The 24,668-nt window shown below is 67.5% G+C and carries 22 protein-coding genes; 17 read left to right on the top strand and 5 right to left on the bottom strand.

Translation table 11 applies throughout. The features are described from left to right. Nucleotides 1-10 precede the first annotated feature (10 nt). The gene (locus FOB72_RS25255; RefSeq protein ID WP_150375398.1) at nt 11-1,063 is read right to left on the bottom strand and encodes a trypsin-like peptidase domain-containing protein; all 1,053 of its coding nucleotides are present in this window, start codon (nt 1,061-1,063) and stop codon (nt 11-13) included. 74 nt (nt 1,064-1,137) lie between these two features. On the opposite strand from FOB72_RS25255, the gene FOB72_RS25250 reads away from it, so the two are divergent. The 12 genes from FOB72_RS25250 to FOB72_RS25195 all read left to right on the top strand — a co-directional run bounded on the left by FOB72_RS25250 (nt 1,138) and on the right by FOB72_RS25195 (nt 16,904). Beyond that, nucleotides 1,138-2,199 carry a VWA domain-containing protein gene (locus tag FOB72_RS25250; protein WP_150375396.1) on the top strand — a complete coding sequence of 354 codons (1,062 nt, stop codon included), beginning with the start codon at nt 1,138-1,140 and terminating at the stop codon, nt 2,197-2,199. A 495-nt stretch (nt 2,200-2,694) separates the two neighbouring features. Further along, nucleotides 2,695-4,044: an undecaprenyl-phosphate glucose phosphotransferase gene (locus tag FOB72_RS25245; protein WP_223851563.1), complete on the top strand. Its 1,350-nt coding sequence runs from the start codon at nt 2,695-2,697 to the stop codon at nt 4,042-4,044. Nucleotides 4,045-4,153: 109 nt separating this feature from the next. Continuing rightward, nucleotides 4,154-5,320, top strand: coding sequence for a polysaccharide biosynthesis/export family protein (locus FOB72_RS25240; RefSeq protein WP_223851562.1), 1,167 nt, complete (start codon nt 4,154-4,156; stop codon nt 5,318-5,320). Then, nucleotides 5,317-5,754: a low molecular weight protein-tyrosine-phosphatase gene (locus FOB72_RS25235; RefSeq protein ID WP_150375392.1), complete on the top strand. Its 438-nt coding sequence runs from the start codon at nt 5,317-5,319 to the stop codon at nt 5,752-5,754. The genes FOB72_RS25240 and FOB72_RS25235 overlap by 4 nt, the downstream gene beginning before the upstream one ends. Before the next feature lie 57 nt (nt 5,755-5,811). Beyond that, nucleotides 5,812-8,058: a polysaccharide biosynthesis tyrosine autokinase gene (locus FOB72_RS25230; RefSeq protein ID WP_150377394.1), complete on the top strand. Its 2,247-nt coding sequence runs from the start codon at nt 5,812-5,814 to the stop codon at nt 8,056-8,058. Continuing rightward, complete coding sequence (locus FOB72_RS25225) at nt 8,039-9,169, top strand: hypothetical protein (RefSeq protein ID WP_150375390.1); 1,131 nt, start codon at nt 8,039-8,041, stop codon at nt 9,167-9,169. The genes FOB72_RS25230 and FOB72_RS25225 overlap by 20 nt, the downstream gene beginning before the upstream one ends. Beyond that, nucleotides 9,169-10,308 carry a glycosyltransferase gene (locus FOB72_RS32300; protein WP_191002406.1) on the top strand — a complete coding sequence of 380 codons (1,140 nt, stop codon included), beginning with the start codon at nt 9,169-9,171 and terminating at the stop codon, nt 10,306-10,308. The genes FOB72_RS25225 and FOB72_RS32300 overlap by 1 nt, the downstream gene beginning before the upstream one ends. Beyond that, nucleotides 10,305-11,636 (top strand): lipopolysaccharide biosynthesis protein, encoded by a 1,332-nt coding sequence (locus FOB72_RS25215; protein ID WP_150375388.1) that lies wholly within the window; start codon nt 10,305-10,307, stop codon nt 11,634-11,636. The genes FOB72_RS32300 and FOB72_RS25215 overlap by 4 nt, the downstream gene beginning before the upstream one ends. A gap of 19 nt (nt 11,637-11,655) precedes the next feature. Next, the gene (locus FOB72_RS25210; RefSeq protein WP_150375386.1) at nt 11,656-12,630 is read left to right on the top strand and encodes a glycosyltransferase family 52; all 975 of its coding nucleotides are present in this window, start codon (nt 11,656-11,658) and stop codon (nt 12,628-12,630) included. Next, the gene (locus tag FOB72_RS25205) at nt 12,627-13,778 is read left to right on the top strand and encodes a glycosyltransferase (RefSeq protein WP_150375384.1); all 1,152 of its coding nucleotides are present in this window, start codon (nt 12,627-12,629) and stop codon (nt 13,776-13,778) included. Before FOB72_RS25210 ends, FOB72_RS25205 begins: the two co-directional genes overlap by 4 nt. 175 nt (nt 13,779-13,953) lie before the next feature. Then, on the top strand, nt 13,954-15,687 hold the full coding sequence (locus tag FOB72_RS25200) for a hypothetical protein (RefSeq protein WP_150375382.1): 1,734 nt from the start codon (nt 13,954-13,956) through the stop codon (nt 15,685-15,687). Between the two features lie 86 nt (nt 15,688-15,773). Then, nucleotides 15,774-16,904, top strand: coding sequence for a hypothetical protein (locus FOB72_RS25195; RefSeq protein ID WP_223851795.1), 1,131 nt, complete (start codon nt 15,774-15,776; stop codon nt 16,902-16,904). Here the strand turns inward: FOB72_RS25195 and FOB72_RS25190 are convergent. Then, nucleotides 16,901-17,401: a winged helix-turn-helix transcriptional regulator gene (locus tag FOB72_RS25190; RefSeq protein ID WP_150375380.1), complete on the bottom strand. Its 501-nt coding sequence runs from the start codon at nt 17,399-17,401 to the stop codon at nt 16,901-16,903. The genes FOB72_RS25195 and FOB72_RS25190 overlap by 4 nt on opposite strands. A gap of 171 nt (nt 17,402-17,572) precedes the next feature. On the opposite strand from FOB72_RS25190, the gene FOB72_RS25185 reads away from it, so the two are divergent. From FOB72_RS25185 to FOB72_RS25175, 3 genes are read left to right on the top strand one after another with little or no spacing between them, the layout of a single operon-like run. Next, nucleotides 17,573-18,217 (top strand): isochorismatase family cysteine hydrolase, encoded by a 645-nt coding sequence (locus FOB72_RS25185; RefSeq protein ID WP_150375378.1) that lies wholly within the window; start codon nt 17,573-17,575, stop codon nt 18,215-18,217. Next, entirely contained in the window at nt 18,214-19,791 is a 1,578-nt protein-coding gene (locus FOB72_RS25180; protein ID WP_150375377.1) for an aldehyde dehydrogenase (NADP(+)), read from the top strand. The genes FOB72_RS25185 and FOB72_RS25180 overlap by 4 nt, the downstream gene beginning before the upstream one ends. A gap of 19 nt (nt 19,792-19,810) precedes the next feature. Next, nucleotides 19,811-20,104 (top strand): hypothetical protein, encoded by a 294-nt coding sequence (locus FOB72_RS25175; protein ID WP_150375375.1) that lies wholly within the window; start codon nt 19,811-19,813, stop codon nt 20,102-20,104. Nucleotides 20,105-20,109: 5 nt separating this feature from the next. Here the strand turns inward: FOB72_RS25175 and FOB72_RS25170 are convergent, their stop codons facing one another. The 3 genes from FOB72_RS25170 to FOB72_RS25160 all read right to left on the bottom strand — a co-directional run bounded on the left by FOB72_RS25170 (nt 20,110) and on the right by FOB72_RS25160 (nt 22,989). Next, nucleotides 20,110-21,366, bottom strand: coding sequence for a GGDEF domain-containing protein (locus tag FOB72_RS25170; RefSeq protein WP_191002405.1), 1,257 nt, complete (start codon nt 21,364-21,366; stop codon nt 20,110-20,112). Between the two features lie 71 nt (nt 21,367-21,437). Beyond that, the gene (locus FOB72_RS25165; protein ID WP_150375373.1) at nt 21,438-22,193 is read right to left on the bottom strand and encodes a substrate-binding periplasmic protein; all 756 of its coding nucleotides are present in this window, start codon (nt 22,191-22,193) and stop codon (nt 21,438-21,440) included. 142 nt (nt 22,194-22,335) lie between these two features. Further along, nucleotides 22,336-22,989 carry a LysE/ArgO family amino acid transporter gene (locus FOB72_RS25160; RefSeq protein WP_150375372.1) on the bottom strand — a complete coding sequence of 218 codons (654 nt, stop codon included), beginning with the start codon at nt 22,987-22,989 and terminating at the stop codon, nt 22,336-22,338. A 74-nt stretch (nt 22,990-23,063) separates the two neighbouring features. On the opposite strand from FOB72_RS25160, the gene FOB72_RS25155 reads away from it, so the two are divergent. Together FOB72_RS25155 and FOB72_RS25150 are read left to right on the top strand one after the other, a co-directional pair. Further along, a complete protein-coding gene (locus FOB72_RS25155) occupies nt 23,064-23,960 on the top strand; it encodes a LysR family transcriptional regulator ArgP (RefSeq protein ID WP_150375371.1) in 897 nt (298 codons plus the stop codon). A gap of 95 nt (nt 23,961-24,055) precedes the next feature. Continuing rightward, a complete protein-coding gene (locus FOB72_RS25150; protein ID WP_150375370.1) occupies nt 24,056-24,649 on the top strand; it encodes a M23 family metallopeptidase in 594 nt (197 codons plus the stop codon). Nucleotides 24,650-24,668: the final 19 nt, after the last annotated feature.

Below are 24,668 nucleotides of genomic sequence, written 5' to 3'. Positions count from 1 at the left end.
GGAAAGGAGATCAGAAAGGAGAAGATCCAAGGGAACCGCCCGCACTCTCGATCGTGATGGCAAAACCGATGCCGATAAAGGTGCCGCTCTGACTGGGGTTGAGGATGGCGGTGACGATACCGACGACCTCGCCGTTCATGTTGACCAGCGGGCCGCCGGAATTGCCGGGATTCGCCGCCGCGTCGAACTGAATGAGCTTGTCGAGCTTGACCTTGCTGTCCGGCGAGATGAACTCGCGATCGAGCCCCGACACCACGCCGGCCGAGACGGAAGGGCCGATGCCGAACGGAAAGCCGACCGCGACCACTTCCGAGCCCGGCGCGAGATCGCGGCTGGAGCCGAGCGTGGCGGCGGGCAGGTCGTCGGGAATCGACATCGGCTTGACGATGGCGAGGTCTTTTTCGGGAATCGCCTGCACGACTGTGGCCTCGGCCACATAACCGTCGTGAAAGCGCACCTCCAGGCGCCTTGCGCCCGCCACGACGTGATAGTTGGTGATGACGGTGCCGCTCTCGGTCACGACCACGCCCGACCCGATGTGGCTCGGCTCGTCGTCGCCGGCGGGCGCGCCCTTGGGGCCCGTCGCATCCTTGCGGCGGTCCGTGGATTTGTCCTTGCCGCCGGTGGGATCCTTCGTCGCATCCCTTGCGGGATCCTTCGCGAGTTCATCGGGACGCGAGAGTCCGGCCGGGGGCGGCTTCGCGGACTTGCCCGCGCGATCCTGCGCCGGATCCTTCTTCTCGGCCTTGCGTTTTTTCGGATCGTCCTTGGGCGCGTTCTTGGGGGAGCCGTTGGGCGCATTGGGCGCGGAGGCCGCGGCCAGCGTTTTCTCGGAGGGGGAATAGCCGCGAATCTCGACCACCGACTCGCGCACCGCCTCGGCCGCGCGGGCCGTGCGCGACGGCAGACTCTTCGTCGTCAGCGTGTGCAGGACGGCCGCGTCGATGTCCGCCTGCGTGAGCACGCGCGGCTTGGGCTGCACGAGCCAGACGGTCCCCACACCGGCTGCAAACACCAGTGCGATCGCCACCGAGATCCATCCGTAGATCGTCACCCGCTTCATTGCAGCCTCCGACGTCCCGTACCGCTTTCAAAAATACAGTAACATCCTCTTGTCCACGCGCCAAGGAGCAGGGCATGCAGTTTATCTGGCCGCAAATGCTCTGGTTGCTGCTCGCGCTCCCGTTGCTGGCAGCCGCCTACGTCTATCTGCTCGCGCGGCGGAAAAAGATCGCGCTCCTTTATGCCAGTCTAGCGCTACCGCGCGCTGCATTAGGTCCCCGCCAACGTCTGCGGCGGCACATACCACCCTTGCTTTTTCTGTTTGCACTGACCGCCGCGATTCTTGCGTGCGCGCGGCCCAGCGCAACCGTGACATTGCCCGCTGACGTGCTCACGCTGGTATTGGCCGTCGATACCTCGCGCAGCATGGAGGCGACCGATGTCGCGCCTTCGCGTATCGTCGCCGCGCAGCAGGCCGCGCGCGATCTCATCGTCGGATTGCCCGCCAGCGTGCGGCTGGGCATCGTGACCTTTGCCACGACGGCCACCGTCGTGCAGCCGCCGACGAACAACCGCCAGGACATGCTCGATGCGCTGGACCGGTTCCAGCTACAGCGTGGGACCGCGACCGGCAGCGGTTTGATCCAGGCGTTGGCCGTGCTGTTTCCGGACGATGGAATCGACCTCGAAAACATCCTGTTCAACGGCGCATGGGAGCGCGGCAGCCGCCCCGGCTCGCTCGACGAGGCCGCGGCCGCCGATGCGGCACGCAAGCGCCAGCAGCAGCGGCCGCCGGCGGAACCGGGTTCGTACCGCCACGGCGCGGTCATCCTGCTCAGCGACGGGCGGCGCACGACGGGCCCCGATCCGATCGAGGCCGCGCGCATGGCCGCGCAGCGCGGCGTCCGCGTCTACACCGTGGGCTTCGGTTCGCCGCAGGGTGTGACGGGCGGCGACAACAGCCTGTCCTACTTCATGCAGCTGGACGAACCCGCGCTGCGCGCGGTGGCGACGATGACGGGCGGCGAATATTTCCAGGCGGGCTCGGCGTCCGATCTCAGCAAGGTGTACCGGCAGCTCACGGCGCGCTTCGCGCTCGAGCGCAAGGAGACCGAGGTCAGCGCGCTGTTCGCGGCGGCATCGGTGTTGCTGCTGGTGATCGCCGGTACGCTATCGATACTCTGGTTCCGCCGCTGACCGCTACCGGTAGTGTTCGGCGCTCATGTTCGGCGCTCATGTTCCGCACTGGTGTTCCTTGTTCCTTCGATTTGTTACGTGACACGGAACACACATTCCCCGGCGTTTCGCCGCATCGTCTCCTCCCGCATGGCGCGACTGTGTGCGCTACCGCACGATAAGTCGCGATAAATCAACGAGTTATTTCCCCGAGGCCCCTCCGTGGGCCGTACCCCTCCAACGTGTGGCACCCGTGGGCATGCTAGTTGCGCAAGGGTTCCCTGTCAGATTCGCCGCACGAGGGCGCGCTCGCACGCTCCCCGGCAGGCAAGCGGCGGACTGAAGGGGAGTGTGCAGGGCCGGCAGCGTCGACGAAAAAGGCGTACCGGTGCAGCACGCAGGTTAAGGGCCGCGCGGACGCAGAGACGGCCACTGCAGGGAACAGGGAACATCATGGTATCGGGAGATCCGCGATACGACAGCGTGCCTGTCGTATCGTCAGAGCTGGCTGCGCGCATGGCAGACATGTTCTGCGTCGCGCTCGGGGCAATGGCCGCCTACCGTGGACTCGGATCGATGGCGGGCTGGAGCGCGTGGCCCAGTGCGTTCGCGGGCATGGTGACGTGCCTGGGCGCGCTGATGATGCCTGCTTTCGGCGTCTATCAATCGTGGCGCGGCCGCTCGATGACGGAACTCGTGTTCCGTCTCACACTGGGCTGGTCCTCCGCGCTGCTCGCGGGCTACGCCCTCGCACTGCTGTTCCACCGCGCGAACGACGAGCCGGCGGCCTGGTACGTGGGCTGGTACGGCCTGTCGTGGGTGTCCATGGTGGTGTTGCGCATGGTGGCCTACGGCATCATGCGCGCGCTGCGCAGCCGGGGCTTCGACACGCGTTACGTGGCGATCGTCGGCTGCAATGAACACGGCAGGAGCCTGATCGAACGGCTGCAGACCCACGCCAATGCGGGGTGGGTACCGGTCTGCGTGTTCGATGCGCGCGCCGTGTCCGGCGCCGCGGCGTCGGGCCTGCCCGTGTACAACTCGCTGCCGGCGTTCGCGCGGCGCGTGCGGCAGCAGCGCGTCAAGGAGCTGTGGCTCGCGCTGCCGATGCACGAGGAACGCGCGATCGGCGACGTGCTGCGCGAGTTCGAGCACGACTTCGTCAACATCCGCTTTCTGCCCAACGTCCGCAACCTCGTGCCGAAGTCCGCGCAGGTGTCGGAGCTGCTCGGCGCGCCCGCGATCAACCTCGTCGCATCGCCGGGTTCGGGCGAAGCGGTGTTCTTCAAGGCCGTGTTCGACCGCCTGTTCTCGGCCGCCGCGCTAATCTGCCTGAGCCCGCTGATGCTGCTGATCGCGCTCGCGATCAAGGCCACCTCGCCGGGACCGGTGTTCTTCCGCCAGACGCGCAAGGGCATCGATGGGCGCGAGTTCCAGATCTACAAGTTCCGCTCGATGGTCGTGCACGCCGAAGCGGCCGGCACGGTCACGCAGGCGCGGCGCAACGATGCGCGCATCACGCCGCTGGGCAGGTTCCTGCGCCGTACGAGCCTCGACGAACTGCCGCAGTTCATCAACGTCATGCGCGGCGAGATGTCGGTGGTGGGGCCGCGTCCCCATGCCGTGCAGCATGACGATCAATACAAGTCGCTGCTCAAGGGTTACATGCTGCGCTACCGCGTCAAGCCCGGCATCACGGGCTGGGCCCAGGTCAACGGCTGCCGCGGCGAGACCGAGCAGGTGCAGAAGATGGCGGACCGCCTGTACTTCGATCTCTATTACATGCAGCACTGGTCGCTATGGCTCGACATGCGCATCGTCTGGATGACGTTGTGCAAGGGTTTCACGGGAGCCAACGCCTACTGAATCCGTACCGGACCCGGCAGGGCGGCACACCAACGAACAACGCGGCAAGGACCGGCGGCAATGGCCGGCCATTGATCCGCAAGACACGCGAATTCGAGGGGAAATCCAATTGAACGCTTCCGCCAAGTTGTCGCGGCGGGCCGGCATCGTGCTGGCCGCCGCGCTGATCTCCGCTTGCGCGCAGATACCGGGCATGCAGGTATCCGGCGACGCGCGCGACCGCGCCATCGACCCGAACGCGCCCGATGCGACGCCGGAGATCACCCAGATCACGCCCACGCTCGTGCGGCAGCAGGGCGAGCAGGCGGCCGCGCAACGCACGGAGATCCTGCAGCACTACGCGGCGCTCGCGGCCACGCCGTCCGCCTATCGCGTGGGGCCCAACGACGTGCTGTCCATCACCATCTGGGATCATCCGGAGCTCATTGCGCCGAACCTTACCTACACGGTGGGACCGTCGGGCATCACGTTGCCGACGCAGGCCGGTTCGGCACCGCCGCTGTCCGGGTACATGGTCAGCGCGAGCGGCGAGATCCAGTTGCCCTACGCGGGTCTGGTGCAGGTCGCGGGCAAGACCGAGATCGAGATCCAGTCCATCGTCACGCAGCGCCTGACGCCGTTCATCAAGCGGCCGCAGGTGACCGTGCGCGTGGGCGCCTATCTGAGCCAGCGTGTATACCTGGCGGGCGAAGTCAGACAGGCCGGCATGGTGCCGATTACGGGTGTGCCGATGACGCTGCCGGCCGCGCTCGCGGCTGCGGGCGGGGCCGCGGAAACCGGCGACGAGAGCCGCATCGTGCTGAGCCGCGCGGGCCGCAGCTACACGCTGAGCCTGCCGGAGATGGTCGCCAACGATATCAATCCGGGATCGGTCCTGCTGCGTAACGACGATATCGTGCGTGTGCTGCCGCGCGAGAACTTCAAGGTCACGGTGGCGGGGGAGGTGCTACAGCCGCGCAGCGTACCGATGCGCAACGATGGCCGCCTTACGCTGAGCGAGGCGCTCGGCGAGTCCGGCGGCGTGCGCGGGGATACCGCCGCGCCGAACGCCATCTACATCATGCGCGCGGGCAACCGCGCGGAGTCCCCGCAGATCTTCAGGCTCGACAGCAAGTCACCATTCGCGCTCGCGCTTGCCGAGCGATTCGACCTCCAGGCGCGCGACGTCGTGTACGTCGATACCACGGGGCTCGTGCGCTGGAACCGCCTGATCAGCCTGCTGCTGCCGTCGGTCAACTCGGTGTACACGGGCACGCGCATCGGAGGTGTCCGATGATCGAGCGCGTCCTCGTGGTCTGCATCGGCAATATCTGCCGGAGCCCGATGGCCGAAGCGCTGTTGCGCACCCAGCTCGGCGCGCTTTCGATTCGCTCGGCGGGCATCTCGGCGCTGGTCGGCCATCCGGCCGATGGCATCGCCATCGATCTGCTCGGGCAACGCGGCATCGATCTCCACCATCATCGCGCCCACGCGCTCACGGCCCGCATGTGTTCCGAGGCCGATCTCATTCTCGTCATGGACCGCGCGCAGCGCCGCACGGTCGAGACGATGAGCGTGGCCACGCGCGGCAAGGTGTTCCGCCTGGGCGAGCACGGAGACTTCGATATCGCCGACCCATATCGCAAGAGCCGCGCGGTGTTTGCCGCGTGCCTGGATGACATCGCGCGGGGCGTCGACGACTGGGTGCGGCGCATTCGCACGCTGGACTGAACGGCACCCGGCATGACCTCCAGCCTCCCTTCGCGCACCGCCACGCTCTCTCAGCCCATGAAGCCAGACCTTCCCATGACGCTGCCGCAGATGACCTCGAACGAGGTGGATCTGGGCGCCTACCTCGACACCATTCTCGAATCCCGCCGCCTCGTGGCGGCCATTGCCGCGGCGTTCATCGTCCTGGGCGTGCTGTATGCCGTGCTGGCGCCGCCGGTCTATCGCGCGGACATCATGCTGCAGGTGGAGGACAGCACCGACGGGGCGGCCGGCGGCAACCTCGTGGCCAACGTCTCGAGCCTGTTTCAGGTGAAGTCCGTCACGGCGGGCGAGATCGAGATCCTGCGTTCGCGCCTCGTGGTGGCGACCGCAGTGGACAAGCTCCGCCTCTATATCGACGCGGATCCGGTTCGCTTTCCGCTGATCGGCGACTGGATCGCGCGCCGGCAGCGCGGCCTGTCCACGCCCGGCCTCATGGGCATGGGCGGCTATGCGTGGGGGGCGGAGCGCATTGCGGTGGAACGTTTCGACGTGCCGCGCGCGCTCGAGGAGCTGCCGTTCCGTGTGGTTGCGCTCGGCAATGGCCGCTACCGGCTCGACGGCAAGGCGCTCGATGGCGCGACAGGGCCGCGCGAGGGCGCCGTGGGCCAGACGCTGATCGTACCGACGCCCGACGGTGCCGTGGCGCTGCATGTCACGGCGATGGAGGCGCGGGCTGGGGCGGAGTTCGAGGTCGTGCGCCATTCGCGCAACGGCATCGTCGAAAGCATCCAGAAGCAGCTCGATATTCAGGAGAAGGGCAAGCAGCAGTCGGGCGTGATCGGCGTGCGGCTGGAGGGGACCGATCCGGACCTGACCGCGCGCACGATGAACGAGATCGGCGCCGAGTATGTGCGGCAGAACGTCGATCGCAAGTCGGCGGAAGCGGCCAAGTCGCTCGAATTCCTCGATGGCGAACTGCCCAAGCTGAAGGCGACGCTCGAACGCGCGGAGGCGCGCTTCAACGACTATCGCCGCGCGCATGGCGTGATCGATGTCAGCGACGAGGCGCGGCTGACGCTGCAGTATGCGGTCGATGCCCAGACGCAGCTGCTGGGGCTCGAGCAGAAGCGATCGGACCTGAACAGCCGCTTTGCCGCGAACCATCCGAGCATCGGCACGATCGACGAACAGATCGGTGCGCTGCGCCGGGTGCTCGGCGACGTGGACAAGCGCATTCGCAAGCTGCCTGCCGTGGAGCAGGAAGTCGTGCGTCTTCGCCGCGACGTGCAGGTCAACAACGAGCTGTATCTGGCCCTGCTGCAGAGCGCGCAGCAGCTGAGCCTGCTCAAGGCCGGCAAGGTGGGCAGCGTGCGCGTGGTGGACGAGGCCGTGCAGCCGGAACTGCCCGTCAAGCCCGTGGCGTGGCTCGTGGTGGCGGTGTCCGCGGTGGTGGGGCTTTTCGTGGGCATGATCGCGGCGATCGTGCGCGACCGCATGTTCGGCGGCATCACGGACGTGGACGAGATCGAGCGCTATGTGGGCATGAGCGTCTACGCGACGATTCCCTCGGCGCAGCCGCAGCGCGAGCTGACGCGCCAGGTAAGCGCGAAGGCCGCCGGCACGCACCTCCTGGCGATCACGCATCCGCACGAGCCCGCGGTGGAGAGCCTGCGCAGCCTGCGCACGGCGCTGCAGTTCGCGATGATCGATGCGCCCAACAATATCGTGTTCGTCACGGGACCGACGCCCGGCGTGGGCAAGTCGTTCATCTCCGCCAATTTCTCCGCGCTGATCGCAAGCGCGGGCAAGCGCGTGCTGCTGATCGACGGCGATCTGCGGCGCGGCTATCTGAATCAGTACTTCGGCCGCACGCGAGAGCGCGGTGTCTCGGATGTGCTCGCCGGCACGTGCAAGCTCGCCTCGGCGATCCACCGCACCCCCATCGATAACCTCGACTTCCTGTCCACGGGCGCGCTGCCGCCGAACCCGTCGGAGTTGCTCCATTCGCCCGCGATGGCCGCGCTGCTTGCCGAGGTATCGGCGCAATACGACGTCGTGCTGCTCGACGGTCCGCCGGCACTGGCCGTGTCCGATGCGGTCATCCTCGCGCCGCTCGCGGGCATCACGTTCGTCGTCGCGCGCGCGGGCCGCACGCGCGCCGGAGAGCTGGCGGAGATCCAGCGCCGCCTCGAGCAGAACGGCGTGAACGTCAAGGGCGTGCTGCTCAATTACCTGAACCCGCGTTCGGGCCGCCAGAGCTATGGCGGCAAGTACGGCAGCTATCGCTACGTGGCCTACGAATATGCGCCCGCCAAGCACTGACGCCCGCTATTCCCACGGCTCGTTCCGCAGGGTGCATGACCTCGGGCGGCAGTCGCGCAACCGCGAGTTGCTGCGCCTTGGCATGATCGGCTGGATCGTCGCGGGAGTCGTGCTGGCCGCGCTGAACCAGTGGATCCTGCCACGCAAGTACTTCTTCGACAGCGGCAATATCGCGTCGCGTTTCGGCCAGACGCAGGGATTCGAGATCGGCGATTCCTACGACAACACCGCGCGGCTATACGACCTGACGGGGCTGGCACAGAGTCAGATGGTCACCGCGCTGCTCACGGTCGCGATCTACGGCGTGTTCCTGCTGCGTTGCTATCCGGCGCCCGAGCGTGTCGATCGGCGGGCGCTGCTGAACCTGATCGTGTTCGGCTTCGCGTGCGTGACGGGTGCGATCTATCTGGGCCAGTACAGCAAGGAATCGATCGTGCTGCTCTGCGTGATCGCCTTCTTCTCGCTCTCCAGGGGACGCCGCCAGTGGCTGCTGGCATGGGTGCCGCTCGTCGTGATCTACGCGACATGGTTCCGCACGTACTGGTTCCTCGTGCTCGCGATGTATTGCTACTACGCGCTGGCATTCCGCGTCGCGCGCAATATGCCGATGCTCGTCGCGAGCGTGATGCTTGCGTTCCTGCTGCTGGCGGTGGCCTTCCACACGGTGCTCGGCGTGGACCTCGCGTTCTACCGCTACACGGTCAACGAGACGCGGCTCTACGACGCCAATGCGAACACGATGATCCTGCCGCTGCTGCCGACCGGCAACGTCGCGCTCGAGTGGGCCAACGCGGTCCTCCAGTTCCTGCTGATGTTCATGCCGGTGCCGCTGCTCGACGGCAACCCCGTGTACGCGGCGTTCTTCCTGGTCTCGATGGTGCTCGGCCGGCGCCTGTGGACCGTGCTGCGCGATGCGATGGCGGTACACGCGCTGGCCCAGCCCGCGCGCGAGACGCGTTGCGTCGCGCTGCTGCTCGCGTTCGTGACCATCCAGAGCATCTTCGAGCCCGACTACGGCTCCTATATCAAGCACCTGACGCCGATGCTGCCGATCTTCCTGTACGTGTTCGGCTGGCATCAGCGCATCTTTCTGGAAAGGCGAGGCCCCTGATGCCGACGATCGTTCATGTGACCGAAGCGCTGGGCGGCGGCGTGCTCCACTGCATCGAGCTGCTGGCCAACGAGCAGATACGCGCGGGGCACCGTGTGATCGTCGTGCATTCGATCCGCGAGGAGACGCCGCCGGTGTCGGTGCTCGACACGGGGTTTCATCGCGACGTGCAGCGCATCGTGCTCGACATGCGGACGGAGCCGGGATGGTCCGATCTCGGCGCGGTGCTGAAGCTGGCCGTGCTGCTGCGCCGGCATGGCGCCGACGCGGTGCATCTGCATTCGTCGAAGGCTGGCGCGCTCGGCCGAGTGGCGGCGCTGCTGTCGGGACTGATCGGCCGTACGTGCTACTCGCCGCACGGTTTTGCATTCCTGCGGCGCGATATCTCCGCGCGCAAGCGCGGGCTGTTCTTGCGTATCGAACAGGCGCTCGGGTTGCTGGGCGCGCGTGTCACGGCGTGCTCGGCGAGCGAGGCGCGCTACGCGCGACTTGCGGTGCGCAGCCGCCGGACGTGCCTGCTCGAGAATGCGATCGACCTCGACACGGCGGCGCGCTTGGGCGGGCGCGAGGGCGGTGGACGCGTGCGCGTGGTGACCAGCGGCCGCGTCACGTATGCGAAGGCGCCGTGGCGCTTCGGCCTGATGGCGCGCGCGCTGGCGGATCCGGACGCGACGTGTTTCGACTGGCTTGGCGACGGCGATGACGACGTGCGCCGGCGCTGGCTCGCGGGAACGCCGGTACGGATCACGGGCTGGCTCGAGCGCGATGCGCTGCTGCGGGAGCTGGCTACCTCCGACATCTTCGTCATGACCTCGCTGTGGGAGGGCATGCCGATCGCGCTGATCGAAGCGCAGGCCATGGGCATCCCGGCCGTCGTGAGCCGCGTGTCGGGCAACCGTGACATCGTGCGGCACGGTGTCACGGGGTTTGTCGCGGGCTCCGACGAGGAACTGATCGCCTACACCTGGCAGCTCGTGCGCGATGCATCCTTGCGCGCACGGATGGGGGAGGCGGCTCGCCGCGCCGCGCATGCGCGTTTCGGCAAGGAAGCCTTCGCGCGGCGGTCGCTCGATATCTACTTCGGCGAAAAGACGACGATGCCCTCGCTGCATCCCAAGCCGCGGCCGGAGCTGCCATGAAGCCGATGCGAGGCGTCTCGAGCGCGGCGGTCTACGCGGCCGCCAACGTCGTCAACGGGTTGCTGCCGTTCCTGCTGATGGCCGTGCTGACGCGCGTGCTGCCCGTGGCCGACTACGGGCGGATCGCAATGTTCGGGATGCTGATCAGCGTGTGTTCGGCATTGACCGGCGCGGGCGTGCAGGGCGCCATCAACGCACGCTACGACGCGCGGGCGACGGAAGCGTTTCGCGGCTGGGTCGTGGCGGGGGCGATCGTGGTGGCGGCCAGCACGCTGCTGCTCGCGTTGCCGGTCACGATGGCAAGTGACGCGATCGCCCGATTCACGGGCCTCGACGCGCACTGGGTCTGGCTTGCCGTGCCGGCGGCCGGCGCGATGACGGTCGCGCAAGTCTGCGTGGGCGTATGGATGATGCAGCGGCGCGCGTGGCGCTTCGCCGCATTTCAAATCGGCAGTGCGGGCGCCGGCATCGCGTTGTCGCTGGCGCTCGTGCTCTGGGTCACGCACGACGCGTCCGGGCGCATCTGGGGGCAGGCGATCGGCGCGTGGATTACCGGCGCATTCGCGCTCGGGTGCCTGTGGCGCGGCGGCTGGCTGGCCTGCGCCTGGTCGTGCCCGCGTGCGCGCGAGGCAGTGCGTGAGGCGGTGCGCGAGGTCGCGGCTTTCTCGGTCCCGTTGATTCCGCATTTTCTGGGTGGCTTTCTGCTCGTGGGTGCCGAACGGTGGATCGCCACGCAGACGCTTGGCCTCGATGCGGCGGGCATCTACATGGTGGCCGCGCAGATCGGCGTCGGGTTCGGCCTGGTCGCGGACGGCGTCAACAAGGCGCTGACGCCATGGGCCTATGCGCGCCTGCGCGGCAAGGCGCCGGGCGACCACGCGGTGCTCGTGCATGCGTACTGGCGGCTGATTGCACTGGCGGCGGCGGGCGCCGTCGTGCTGCTGGCGCTGTCGCCATGGCTCGTCGCGCTGATGGCGGGACCCGCGTATCGCGAGGCCGCGCGCGTGCTGCCCTGGATTGCGCTCGGGTATGGCTGCCATGCGGTGTATCTGCTGCTGACGCACAGCCTGTATCTCACGCGGCGGACGCGGTTGCTGGGCCTGGCCACGCCGATCGCCGGTGGCGCCGGCCTGCTGGTCGGGACATGGCTGGCGCCGCGCGTCGGCATTGCGGGCATCGGCATGGGCTTCGCCTTCGGCATGGCGTGCCGGTGCGGATTCACGTGGTACCTCGCGCAGCGGGCCTGTCCGCTGCCGTGGTTTGGCGGTGCGGCGATCGTCGCGCCGGATATCCCCGGCATTCCCGAGATCCCCGATTCGCGTCCGTGAGGCGCGTCTGGAGCAACCCATGCTAGTCATCTGCTGCACGCCGCTACATACGCTGATCGCCCGCGCGATGCTCGATGCGCGAGGCACGCGCGATTTCCGGCTTATCTACTACACGTGCGTCGACAACGCGAAGCAGCGCCGCTACTACGACCGGCTGGCGCAACGGGCGGTGGCCGCCGCGTATGTGGTCGTCGACAGCAGGTTTCCGACGAACTTCGCGCGCTTCCGGCATGCGCTGCGGGCGGTGCGCGCGGAGGCCGAGCACGAGATCGGGCTGGCGAGCATCGACAACTTCTACTCCCAGTACACGATCAAGAAGCACGGGTTCGGCTCGATCGTGACATATGACGACGGGACGTCCAACGTCGATCGCGGCAGCGCGTACTTTCGCGCGGCGCGGCGGTCGCCGTTGCATGCGGTGCTGATTCGCTATCTGCGCGGGGAGGTCGATCTGCACTGGATTCGCGCGCGCAGCCAGGCGCATTACACGCTGTACCCCGAGTTCGACAACATCGTGCACAACGCGCTGCTGCAGCCCGTGCTGCTGCGGACCGATCGACCGGCGGTGTCTTCGCTCGCGCGGCATCCTGGGGAACGGCGCATCTTTCTTGGCCAGCCGCTGACAGATCCGGGGATGGTGGGGATCGCGGACATCTACGCGGATGTCGTGGCGTCGCTGCAGATCGACGAGTATCTGCCGCATCCGCGCGAGGGGCGGCCCAGTGGCGCGTTCGAGCTCGTGGATACGCCGCTGATCGCCGAGGAGTATCTGCTCGGTCAGCTGGATCTGTACGAGTCGGTGACCGTGTTCACGGTGCGGAGTGCCGCGCTGATGAACATCGATCATCCGCGCTTGCGCAAGGTCGTGCTCACGCATCCGGACGGCAATCCGGCGACGGACGCGCTCTACGAAAAATTCGCCACGCGCGGCTGCGAACTGCTGAGCGCCCCGGGCGTGATCGGGCTGGGCCTGCTGGCGGGAGGTGCGGCATGAAACCGCTGTTCCTGCTCCCGGACCTTGGTGGCGGCGGCGCGGAAGCTGTCACGCTGAACCTCGTCGGCCAGTTGGCCACCGAAGGCTGCGACGCGCGCGTGCGGCTATTGCGCGATGCGCCGGTCAAGGCCAGCCTGCCACCGAACCTGACCGTCAATGGCCGCGAAGTCCGCGCGAGCGCTTCAGGCGGCGGCCGGCGGGAAGCGCGCGGTCTCTTCGCCGCCGCACGCGCGAGCGACGTCATCGTTGGCGCGCTCGAACTCCGCACCTATCTCGTCGCCGTGGCCCTCGGTGCGGTATGCCGGCGCCCCGTCGTCCTGTGGCTGCACAAGGACCTCGACACGTTCCTCGCGCGCAAGCGCGCCTCCATCCGCTGGCTGTATCTCACGCTATTGCGCGCCGCCGTTGCCCGCTGCGACCGGCTCGTTGCGGTCAGCGATGGCGTGGCGGAGGGGATGTGGCGAATCGCGCCGGCCCATGCGGACAAGATCTGCCGCCTCTACAACGCACTGCGCATCGATGCCATCGATGCGGCCATCGCTACCGCGACAGCAAAGCCCGCATGGTGGCCGGAGGACCGCTACGTACTCGCCGTGGGCCGCCTCACGTGGCAGAAAGGGTTCGACGTGCTGATCGACGCGTTCGCGCGCGTGGTGCGGCAGGACGCAGCCGTGCAGCTCGTTATCCTCGGCGAGGGCGAGTTGCGCGATACGCTGCAACAGCGAGTCCGCGCACTGGGCCTGGAAGGCCGCGTCCAGCTGCCGGGATACCACCCGCCGTACCAGGCGATGACCCACGCCAGCGTATTCGCCATGTCGTCGCGCTTCGAGGGCCTGTCGATGGTGCTGCTCGAAGCGCTGTACTGCGGCGCGCGCGTGGTGGCCACCGACTGTCCGTCCGGGCCGTCGGAAGTGGTGGGCCGTGGACGCTTCGGCACGCTGGTCCCGCCCGGAAACGCCGAGGCACTCGCGAACGCCATCGTGGCCGCGCTAACCAGGCCGGTCGGTGGGGAGGAAGCCGAGCGACAGCGCGAACATGTACGCGGTTTCGCGCCCGCGCGCATCGTTCCGACATGGCATCGCCTGTTGCGCGACGTCGCCGCGGGGCGCAGACCCTCGCGCGCCAACATGCCGGAGCGCTCGGCATGATCCGCGCCGCCACAGGGCTCACCACGGCCCTCACCTCAGGTTTCCAGAAATGGCCGTCCGGCAGTGCCGCGGACGCGCCAGCCATTGTCCCCGGATCGGCCACGACGATGCCGACCGGTTCTATCCAGGGGTATTCGCCAGCAGCGCTGGTGCCAACCTTTCGAAAGCGAGCCAAATGAAAACGAAGCTGAGTCAATCCCTGGCATTCGGTGCCATCGCCTGTGCAGCCACGATGCTCGTCGCCTGCGGCGGCGGCGGCGGTTCGGACAGCGGCGGTGGCGGTGGCACCGGCCCGACGCCGGCATCCGTCTCCGGCAAGGCTGTCGACTTTTACCTGTCTGGCGCGACGGTCACGTTCCTCGACTGCGGCAACCAGACCGTGACGACCAATGCGAGCGGCGACTTCACGTTTCCGCCGAATTGCTCAAAGAGCGCGCTCAAGGTGGCGGGCGGTACCGACATCGGCACCAGGCTGCCGTTCTCGGGCGTGCTGCAATCGCCGGCCGTTGACTACAAGGCCGGCGTCACCCCGGTGGCATCGCCGCTGACGACACTCGTCGCGCAGCTCGGGCCCGCGCAGGCGGCGGTGCTCGCCAACAAGCTGGGACTTGGCGGGAAGGACCTGCTGAACCTCGACCCGATGCGGGACGCCGGCGCGCTCAAGGCCGCGGTGGTCGTGCAGCAGCTGGTGAACCAGATCAGCCGCTCGCTCGCGGGCCTGGCGGCGGGCGCCGGCGGCTCGCTGAGCGCGGAAGCCGCCGCCGCTGCAGCGGCCAATGCCGTTGCCAATGTTGTCGGTAACGCGAGTGGCGTGGTGGACTTCACCGATCCGGCCACCTTGACGGCCACCGTGACGGCCGCCGTCAAGGCGTCCGTGCAGAACGCGAAGAGCAGCCTGCCGGCAAGCCTGCAGTCCAACATCGGCGCGGTATCGGACAACCTCGCGGCTCTGGCCGGCCCGCTGATCGGCGCACAGGTGTCGGCGATCAACACCGCGCTCGGCACCATCACGCTTGGCGCGGACCCCACGGCCACGCTCGATGCCATCACGCAGTCGGGCGGCCTGAGCAAGGTCGTCGCCAGCGAATCGTCGCAACTCGTCAACAAGCTGGTCAGCGCCATCGCCCCCGCGGCATTCGGCGACGCGTCGATGAGCACCAGGCTCGCCGCCCTGGGCGCCGCGGTGGCAACGGGCAGCGCGCAGGACGTGCTGAATGCCGCGAACGATCTCGGCGGCGCGGTGAACGGCGGCCTGATCAGTGACGTGGTGGCGGCCGTCACGCTGTCCGACTACGTGCAGCTGGGCAATGTGTCGCTGAACGGCGGCGCACCGATGCCGCTCGCCGACAACATGTCCGTCTCGGGCGGCCGCCTCGACGACGTGGCGATGATCATCACGAAGCAGGGCGCGCCGTTCGGCAGCGGCGCATCGGAAGTTCGTGCCGGCATGCGCTACGCGTTCAACGGCAACACGGTCGAGGTGGTGATCGAGCGCATCGTGCTGGGTTTCACCGGCAACGCGCTGAGTTCGGTGTCGATCCCGCCGGGCGCAGGCATGTCGTTCCGCATCACGGGCAGCGTGAACGCGTCCGGCGCATTCAGCAATGGCGACAACGACAGCCTGTTCGCCAATGTCGGCACCGGTGCGATGCGCCTGCCGTTCAACACAGTGTTCCGCAAGGTCCAGGGTACCGGCCTGCTCACGTCCGCGCAGATCCTGGCGCTCACGCCTTCCGCCAACAGCACCGTCAATGCGACCTTCGCGGTGGCGGGGACGAGCGGCAACGATGTCAAGGCCGGCATCGGCTCGGGTGCGCAAGCCGTGCGTTTGCCGACCGCGTCGGTAGGCACCGGCGCGAAGACCGTGGGCGGCGATGGCGTGAAGTTCGCGATCGCGATCCAGCCCTGAACCGCCACGTGCGAGGTATGCGCCGGCCGCGTGGAGGCGGCCGGCACGCCGAGCCCTTGCCCCATATCCCGACTCCGGAGTCAACGATGATCAATACCCGGCCGCGCGTGCCCCAGGCCGCGGCGCTAGCCGTGGCGGCCCTGCAATGGATGACGGTAGCCGGCGTCGCCCATGCGGCGTCCGAAGACGAATTCATGGTCGCGGAGCCGATTGCCGGCGACCTGCATCGCCTGAAGATCGAGGCGAGCTACGACTTCGTCAACCGGTTCGTCGATGTGTTCGACGTCCGCGCGAAGCAGGGCGCGGCCTATGACAATGCCGGCGACTATCGGGGGGGACACGTATCCGCCGGCTTCAACTTCACGCAGCAGTGGTCGGCATTCGGCACCTACTGGCGGCGCAATATCGACTACGGGCCCGATACCAACGGTATCGACAGCTGGCAGGTGGGCGTGCAGTACACACCGGAGATCGATCCGCAGGCGCGGCATCGGCTGATGTTCCGCTTGTCGGCGTGGGGAGACCGCGCGGGCTCGCTGGCCAAATCGACGCCGACGCAGGTGCGTGGCACCACGTTCAACGGTCTGCGGGTCGATGATCCGAACGACGTGCAGGGGCAGGCCGATATCGCCTACTCGTACCGGCTCGGCAACTACAACACGCTGACCGGATTCGTCAGCGGTGGCATCAGCCGCGTTTCGGTGGGCGATATCACCACGCGGCTGAACCGCGGTGGCTGCAACTTCAACGTGCGGATCGGTTCGAACAATATCGCCAACGGCAGCCTCGCCTCCCCATGCGTGGTCGGCGGTGCGACGATCAATTCGGCCAGCCTGTCGCTCGATGCCTCGCAGTTCGGGCTGGACGTCGGCAAGGACGTCAACTACACGGCGGGCTTTATCAACGTGGGGGCCTCATGGCGCTGGCGCTACCAGGGGTTCGGCGCGCAGGTGGGCTACCAGTTCCAGTACCTGATGCGCGGCGATCTTGACGACCGCATGTCGCGCTTCGGGGTATCGCCCATCCGCTCGAACCACACGTTCGGCGTCGAGCTCAGCTACAACGTCTACAAGGGCGTGGACGTCTTTATCCGCGGACAGGCTTTCCTCAACAACTTCGTCGGCACGGTGCCGTTCCTGTACAACGCGGCCACCGCGTCGCGGCTGGACCGTACGTACGGCTATGCCTCGATCGGCGTGCGCCTGCTGGCGTTCTAACGGCGCCTAAAGGCTTCGCGCCGGGCCGCGCGCTCGGCCGCGAAGCGTTCGCCCAGGGTGGCATCGAGGTCCTTGCGGGCCACGGGCTCGCCGCAATGCGGGCATACGGTCGCGAGCCCGACGTCGTGCCCGCATTTGCGGTGGACGAACCGCGTCGCGACTTCCTCGCCGTGCTTGCACCACATTTCCCCGAATGCGCGCAGCGCGTAGATCACGGGGTAGAAGGCCCAGCCCTTGTCCGTCAGCCGGTACTCGTGGCGCAGCGGTTTCTCGCTGTACGGATGGCGCTCGACCATGCCATCCGCCTCCAGTGCCTTGAGCCGGGAGGTCAGCATCTGTGGCGTGGCTTCCGTCTGGATCTGGATCTCCTCGAAGCGCGTGGCGCCCATATAGAGCTCGCGCAGCACGAGGATGGTCCAGCGATCGCCGACCACCTCGGTCGAGCGCGCCACCGGGCATACGGTGGTGGCGGGGGTTGCTTCGTTTGCGACGGCCATGGTCGCCTCCACTAGTCACTATCTATTTCATAGTAACACAGATCGGCCCACTCGCCGGTGGCTCCGGAAAGGGCAGTAATCGCCCGCTATCCCGCGTATTTCTTGACACTATGATTTTCATAGTTATACTTCGACTCACCGGCGCGCCCCAGCGTCCGAATGGAGTCCAACATGTCCAATCCTGTCTATCCCGCGAAAAGAACCGGCCTGCTGCTGGTGGATCCGTACAACGATTTCCTGTCCCACGGCGGCAAGCTGTTTCCGATGCTGCGCGACGTCGCCGACGACGTGAAGCTGCTCGACAACCTGCGCGCGACCGTGACCGCCGCGCGCGCGTCGGACCTTCAGGTGTTCTACGTGCCCCACCGCCGCTGGCAGCCGGGCGATTACGAGAACTGGGATCACCCGAACCCCACGCAACGCCTGATCCAGGAGCGGCACACATTCGCCAAGGGAGAGTTCGGCGGCGAATGGCATCCGGACTTCGTTCCACAGGCCGGCGACATCGTGATTCACGAGCACTGGGGACAGAGCGGCTTTGCGAACACCGACCTCGACTTTCAGCTCAAGCAGCAGGGCATCACGCATGTGATCGTCATCGGCCTGCTGGCCAATACCTGCATCGAATCGACCGCGCGCTTCGCGATGGAACTCGGCTATCACGTGACGCTCGTCCGCGACGCCACCGCCGCGTTCACCCGGGAGATGATGCACGCCGCGCACCATTTGAACGGTCCCACGTTCGCCCATGAAATCCTCACGACGGCAGAAGTCGTTGCAGCGCTGCCCGTCGCCACCGAACGGAGCCCAGCATGACACTCACCGGCAATCTGTTGATCGGCGCGCAGGAAGTCGGCGCCACCACGGGCACCATGCGGGCGCTCAACCCCGCAACCAACGAGACGTTCGGTCCCGACTTCGCGCTCGGCGGCGCCGCCGAAGTCGATCGCGCGGCGCAGCTGGCCGACGAGGCGTTCGACAGCTACAACGCGACGAGCCTCGACGTGCGCGCCGCGTTTCTCGACCGCATCGCCGATGGGCTCGATGCCAATGCGTCCGCGCTGGCCGAGCGGCTCGCGCTGGAAACCGGCCTGCCCGCCGCGCAATTCCTGATGGAGGCGGCCAAGAGCGCGACGCAATTCCGCCAGTTCGCCACCGTCGTGCGCCAGGGACGCTTCCGTCAGGCGGCGATCGACCCCGCGCAGCCGGACCGCCAGCCGCGCCCGCGTATGGATCACCGCATGCAGAAGATCGCGGTGGGTCCCGTCGCGATCTTCGGCGCGAGCAATTTCCCGATCTCGTACTCGGTCGCGGGCGGCGACGTGGCCTCCGCGCTGGCCGCGGGCGCACCCGTCATCGTCAAGGCGCACAACGCGCATCCGGGTGGCTCGGAGATTCAGGCGCGCGTGATTCAGCAGGCCGTGCGCGATGCGGGCCTGCACGAGGGGGTCTTCTCGATGGTGCGTGGAGAAGGCAACGCCATCGGCGAAGCGCTCGTCGATCATCCGCTGATCAGGGGTGTGACGTTTACCGGCTCCGAGGCGGGAGGCATGGCGTTGTATCGTCGCGCGCAGCAGCGTCCCGATCCGATTCCCGTGTTCACCGAGATGACGAGCGTGAACCCGACCTTTATCCTGCCGGCCGCGCAGGCCGAGCGCGGCGCGGCGATCGGCGACGGGTTTGCCGAACGCATGCTCGTCAATGTGGGCCAGGCATGCCTGAAGCCCGCGATTCTGCTGGCCATCGACGGTGCGGGTTACGACGCGCTGAAGCAGGCGATGATCGAGCGCGTGAGCGCCATGCATGCGCGGACGATGCTGACGCCGGGCATCCACCTCGCCTATCGCAAGAATGTCGAGGCACAGCGCGCGGCTGGCGCGGAGCAGATAGCCGCGGGTGCGGGTCCCACGGGCGAATGGGACGGCCAGTCGCTGCTGTTCGAAGTCGACGGCGCACGGCTGCTCGACACGCCCGCCCTGCTCGAAGAAGTGTTCGGTCCCTCGGCGCTGCTGGTCCGCGTGCGCGACGACGCGCAACTGATCGCGATCGCGCGCCGCTTCCGTGGCCAGCTGTCCGCGACGATGCATATCGAGCGCGCCGACCACGCGCTGGCCGCTCGCCTGCTGCCGATCCTCGAACGCCGCACGGGCCGCATCGTGATCAACGCGTTCGCGCATCCGCAGGAGGTGTCGTACGCGACCACGCACGGCGGTCCGTTCCCGGCCACGTCCGATAGCCGCTTCACCTCGGTGGGCATGGGCGCGATCGAGCGTTTCCTGCGCCCGGTCACGTATCAGGGCTTCCCCGACGCGTTGCTGCCGGAAGCGCTGCAGCACGACAACCCACGTGGTATCTGGCGCCTGAACGATGGCGAATTGTCGAAGGCCTGACCTGACTCTGGAGTTGACGATGCAGTTTCTCGTATTGGTATCCCGCACCACGCCCGCGCCGCAGGACCCGCCGACCGCCACCGAGCGCGAAGCGGAATCCGAGCTCATCCGCCATCTCTATCTGGAGGGCATCGTCCGCCAGATCTGGCTGCGCGGTGACGGTGGCGCGGCCATCCTCGCGGAGAGCGGCGATGCGCAAAGCCTCGTCGAGGCGTTCTCGGCCCTGCCGCTCGTGAAGTCGGGCTTTCTGCAGGCGCCGCAGGTCATCGCCCTCAAGCCGTACTCGGGCTTCGGCCCGCGCACCGGGGGCTGACGGCGTTACCCGGTCACGGCATCGCCGACGCGGCCATCGGCGTCGTCCGCGTCGTCCGCGTCGTCCACCTGAGCGGGCGCATATTCCACGCGATTGCGCCCGCGCTCCTTGCTGCGATACAGCGCCTGGTCCGCGCGCGAGATCGTGCCATGGATCGTGTCGCCGTCCTGCACGCATGCCACGCCGAGGCTGGCCGTCATCTGTCCGGTGACCGAGAAGTGGCGCGAGGCGATGGCATCGCGCAGGTTCTCGGCAAACCGAACCGCATCGTCAAGGTCGGTGTCCGCGCAGATCAGCAGGAACTCCTCCCCGCCCCAGCGGCCCACGGTGTCCGTGACGCGCTTGACGTCGAGAATGCAGCGCGCGATTTCCACGAGCACGCGGTCGCCCACCTGATGGCCGTAAGTGTCGTTGACCGACTTGAACCGATCGACGTCGAGCAGGATGATCGAGAACGGCATGCCATCGTGCCGCGTGTAGGCCAGCGCGCTGTTCAGTACCTCGTCCAGATGACGGCGGTTGAAGACGCCCGTGAGCTGATCGGTCTTGGAGACGACCTCCAGCTGCCGGTTCTTCTCGACGAGCTCGGCCTGCGTCGCCTGCAGCCGGCGCAACACGCGGTTGAAGCCGTCGATCACACTGTCGAATTCCGTGCGGCCCAGCCGCGACAGCTCGTCGAGCCGGTCGCCCTGGCTCGATGCCAGGCGGAACAGCGCGGTGCGCAGATGCTCGAGCGGGCCGAAGACCATGCGCAGGCCGAACGTCAGCAGCAGCACCAGCACCACGTCGATCGCCACCACCTCGGTCAGCCCTTGCACCATGGCCGCGCGCAATGTCTGCCGCAGGTTGTCGCGCGTAAAGCGGATGATCGCCTTGCCGATCGGCTGCCTGCGACGGTCGGGGTCGATATCGTCGGGCGGAAAGATCGTGACTTCGCTGAGCACATCGTGTTCGCGCGTGGTCGCGCAGGCCGAAGCATGCGAGGCAGGCCGATGCACCTCGGCGTAGATTTCGTGGCCGTCCGGAGAGTAGATGCACGCGCCGGTGACCTCGGGATGGATCAGCGTGGCCTCGAGCGTCGTGCGGAGGATATCGACGTTGAGCGCCCAGGCGGGCCCGGCCAGGCTTTGCCGCAGGCCGTCGGACACCTCCATGCGGGTCCGCTCGAACCGCTGCTCCAGATCCTGCCTCAGCTGCCATTGCCGATGCGCGGCGAATGCCCCCAGCGTTGTAGTCGTGGCAACGATAAACAGGACGATCATCCTGTTCCGGATCGAACGAACCGGAGGCATCAGAGGCATGGAAGCGCGATCTCGGGAGTCAGGTCAGCATTCTATTCATCCACGGCCTTGTCGAACAACTGCCGGAAGCGCGCCAGCTCCGGATGGGACTCCTCGTATTTCTTGCTAAAGCCGATATGAACGGTTTCGTTCTTGATCGTCAGCACGCGGCGGGACTTGTATCGCATGCGTTCCGGGATGCCCTGTGCCTCGAGCGTGATCAGCGCTTCGTTGATGACCACGCTCGGGTTGACCACGCAGTCGATCTCCTGGACCAGCATCTTCTTGACGAGATCGTGGAATTCATGACCCTCGACGAGCTCGATCTTTCCGCTGGCCACCATCTGGAAGAACGGTTTGCCCGGGGCAAGGTAGCCGCGCTGGTTGCCGAACCGCAGTCCGGCGAAGTCGTCCGGATAGGTCCGGAACGTCCGGCCTTCGATGGAGTCGCGGTTGCAGTGGACGGCGACTTCCTCGGTGTAGAAGGCCTTGGAGTGGTTGAGAAAGGGTCGGTCGGCGGGGCGGTAGTAGACGCCGAGGATGCCGGCCGAGTTGCCATTGCGCGCTTCCTCGACCGTGCGGGCCCACGACGCGAAGCGGATCTGCACCTTGTACTCGGGCATGCGCCGGAGCACGCGCTTGAGGTTCTCGATATAGGCGCCCTTGGGCACACCGTTTTCCTCGAACGACAGCGGCCGCTGTCCGGCTTCGGAATACAGCACGATGGTGGTCTGGGCGGCGGCCGGCGCGGCCATGGCCAGGCACACGCTGGCGGCGAGCAGGAGCGGGCGGAAGCGAAGAATATCCATGACGGTGCGGCGCAGAAGGCGTTGACGTGCTCTGCTGCGCACACCCGCTACCCGGGTCCCTCGCAGTCAGCCCCTACGGGGGATTAACGGCAGGGCGCCCGAAGGAATTGAGTGCACCGAGGGTTTTACCTGAAGCCGGACGCTAGACACCCGTCATCGCTTTCTGCACCAGCAATCCCGACAAGACGAACATCGTCACCCCGATGGCCGCATCGAGGACCCGCCAGGCCAGCGGGCGGGCAAACCAGGGCGCGAGCCAGCGTGCACCGAAGCCGAGCATGCCGAACCAGCAGAGGCTGGCCGCGCTCGCGCCGGCCACAAACCAGATGCGCAGCGCGGACGCCTGCTGTGCGCCGATGCTGCCCACCAGCACGACGGTGTCGAGATACACATGAGGGTTCAGCAGTGTGAACGCCGCTGCCTGCGCGAGCGCCGCGCGCCGGCTGAAGCCGCCGCCATGCGCCACCGCGTCCATCCGCGCCGCGTGCCGCGCGCGCTGCAATGCACGAACGCCGTACACCGCCAGGAACACCGCGCCGGCAATGGCCAGCCAGTGGGCGAGTGCCGGCCGTTCGCCCAGCGCCTGCGCCATGCCGAGCACCCCGGCGCCGATCAGCAACGCATCGGCCGCCGCGCAGAACGCCACGACGAGGCCCACGTGCTCGCGCCGCAGGCCCTGCCGCAGCACGAATGCGTTCTGTGCGCCGATTGCCACGATCAGCCCGAAGCTCAGGGCCACGCCTTGAGCGAATACGCCAAGCGAGGTAGAGGGGAAAGAGAGTGCAAGGGAGTCCATGCACGCAGCTTGCCTGCCTTCCGGAATGAAGACAAACTATCTTGTCTTCACCGACATTAGCTGGACTTAACGACATGCTGGATTACTCCGCCTTATCCGCGCTGGCTGCGGTGATCCGCGAAGGCAGCTTCGAGCGTGCCGCGCGCGCGCTGAACGTGACACCCTCGGCGATCTCCCAGCGCATTCGCCTGCTGGAGGAGCGTGTCGGCTGCGCACTGGTCGTGCGCGACCAGCCGTGTCGCGCGACCGAAACGGGCCGCCGCCTGTGCCAGCACGTCGACCGCGTGCGGTTGCTCGAGCAGGAACTGCAGGGCACGCTGCCCGCGCTCGCACCCGAAGGGGTGGCGCGCGTCACCCTGCCGATTGCCGTGAACGCGGACAGCCTGGCGAGCTGGGTAGCCCCGGCCATCGCCCGGTTTGCCGCCGCGCATCCGGTGCTGATGGAGGTGGCCGTGGACGATCAGGACTACACGTCGGCGTGGCTGCGCAGCGGGGCGGTGATGGCCGCCGTGACGGGCACCGCGAAGCCGGTCACCGGCTGCAATAGCCAGCCGCTCGGCGCGATGCGCTACGTCGCGGCCGCGAGTCCGGATTTCGTCGCGCGGTATTTTGCGGACGGCGTCGGTGCCGGCACGCTGGCCCTCGCGCCCAGCCTCGTCTTCAACGTCAAGGACGAGCTGCAGTCGCGCTGGGTCCGGCGGTTGTGCCATCGCGATGTCGAACTGCCGCGGCACACATTGCCTTCGACGCATGCGTTCGTGGTTGCCGCGGCCGAGGGCATGGGATGGGGATTGCATCCGCGCACGCTGATTGCCGGACAGCTGGCGGCCGGCACGCTCGTGGAGTTGCTGCCGGATGCGCCGCTGGACGTGCCGCTTTACTGGCAACACGCGCGTGCCGCGTCCGCGCTGCTCGATGGATTGAGCAGGGAGGTCATGGCCGCCGCGCGGACCATGCTGCACGCGCCTTAGCCGTGCAACGCGCCCTGCGGGGCCCGCCGTGTAGGACGCTGCCGCGTTGGCGGGCGTCGGGGGAATTTCCGGCCCGGGCGGGACTCAGACCCTGCATGACCGAGTTGCCATCGCCCCGGAACGACAGGCGCCCCTCGCCCGCGCCGCCACCATCGCCATCGCGCGGCGTCGCGCGCTGGGTGGTGCCCGCGACGATCGTCGCCATCGCATGGGCCGCATGGCCATGGGTCGGGCCGGCAATCGACCGTGCCATCTACGCGGCGCGGCTCGCCAGCCTGCCCGCGCCGACGGCGCTGCCCGTGCCGGTGCAAGGCGTCACGCGACAGGCGTTGCGCGACACCTGGGGTGGGGCGAGATCGGGCGGCCGGCGGCACGAAGGGATCGATATCTTCGCCACGCGCGGGCGGCCGGTGCTGTCGGCGACGGAGGGCATCGTCACGCGCACCGGGACCAACACGCTCGGCGGCAACGTTGTCTGGGTCATGGGCCCCGGACGCCAGATGCACTACTACGCGCACCTCGAACGGCACGCGGATGTCGGTCCCGGCGATCGTGTGCAGGCGGGGACCACGCTGGGCTATGTCGGGGACACCGGCAACGCGCGGGGCACGCCCACGCATCTGCACTACGGCATCTATGCCGCCGGGGGCGCGATCAACCCCTATCCATTGCTGAAGACCGCCCCCTGAGTCGCCCCCTGAGTCGCCC

It is taken from the genome of Cupriavidus pauculus, from assembly GCF_008693385.1.
GTDB lineage: Bacteria > Pseudomonadota > Gammaproteobacteria > Burkholderiales > Burkholderiaceae > Cupriavidus > Cupriavidus pauculus_D.
The sequence above is the reverse complement of the archived record's forward strand: the minus strand, read 5'-3'. Positions and strand labels throughout refer to the sequence as shown.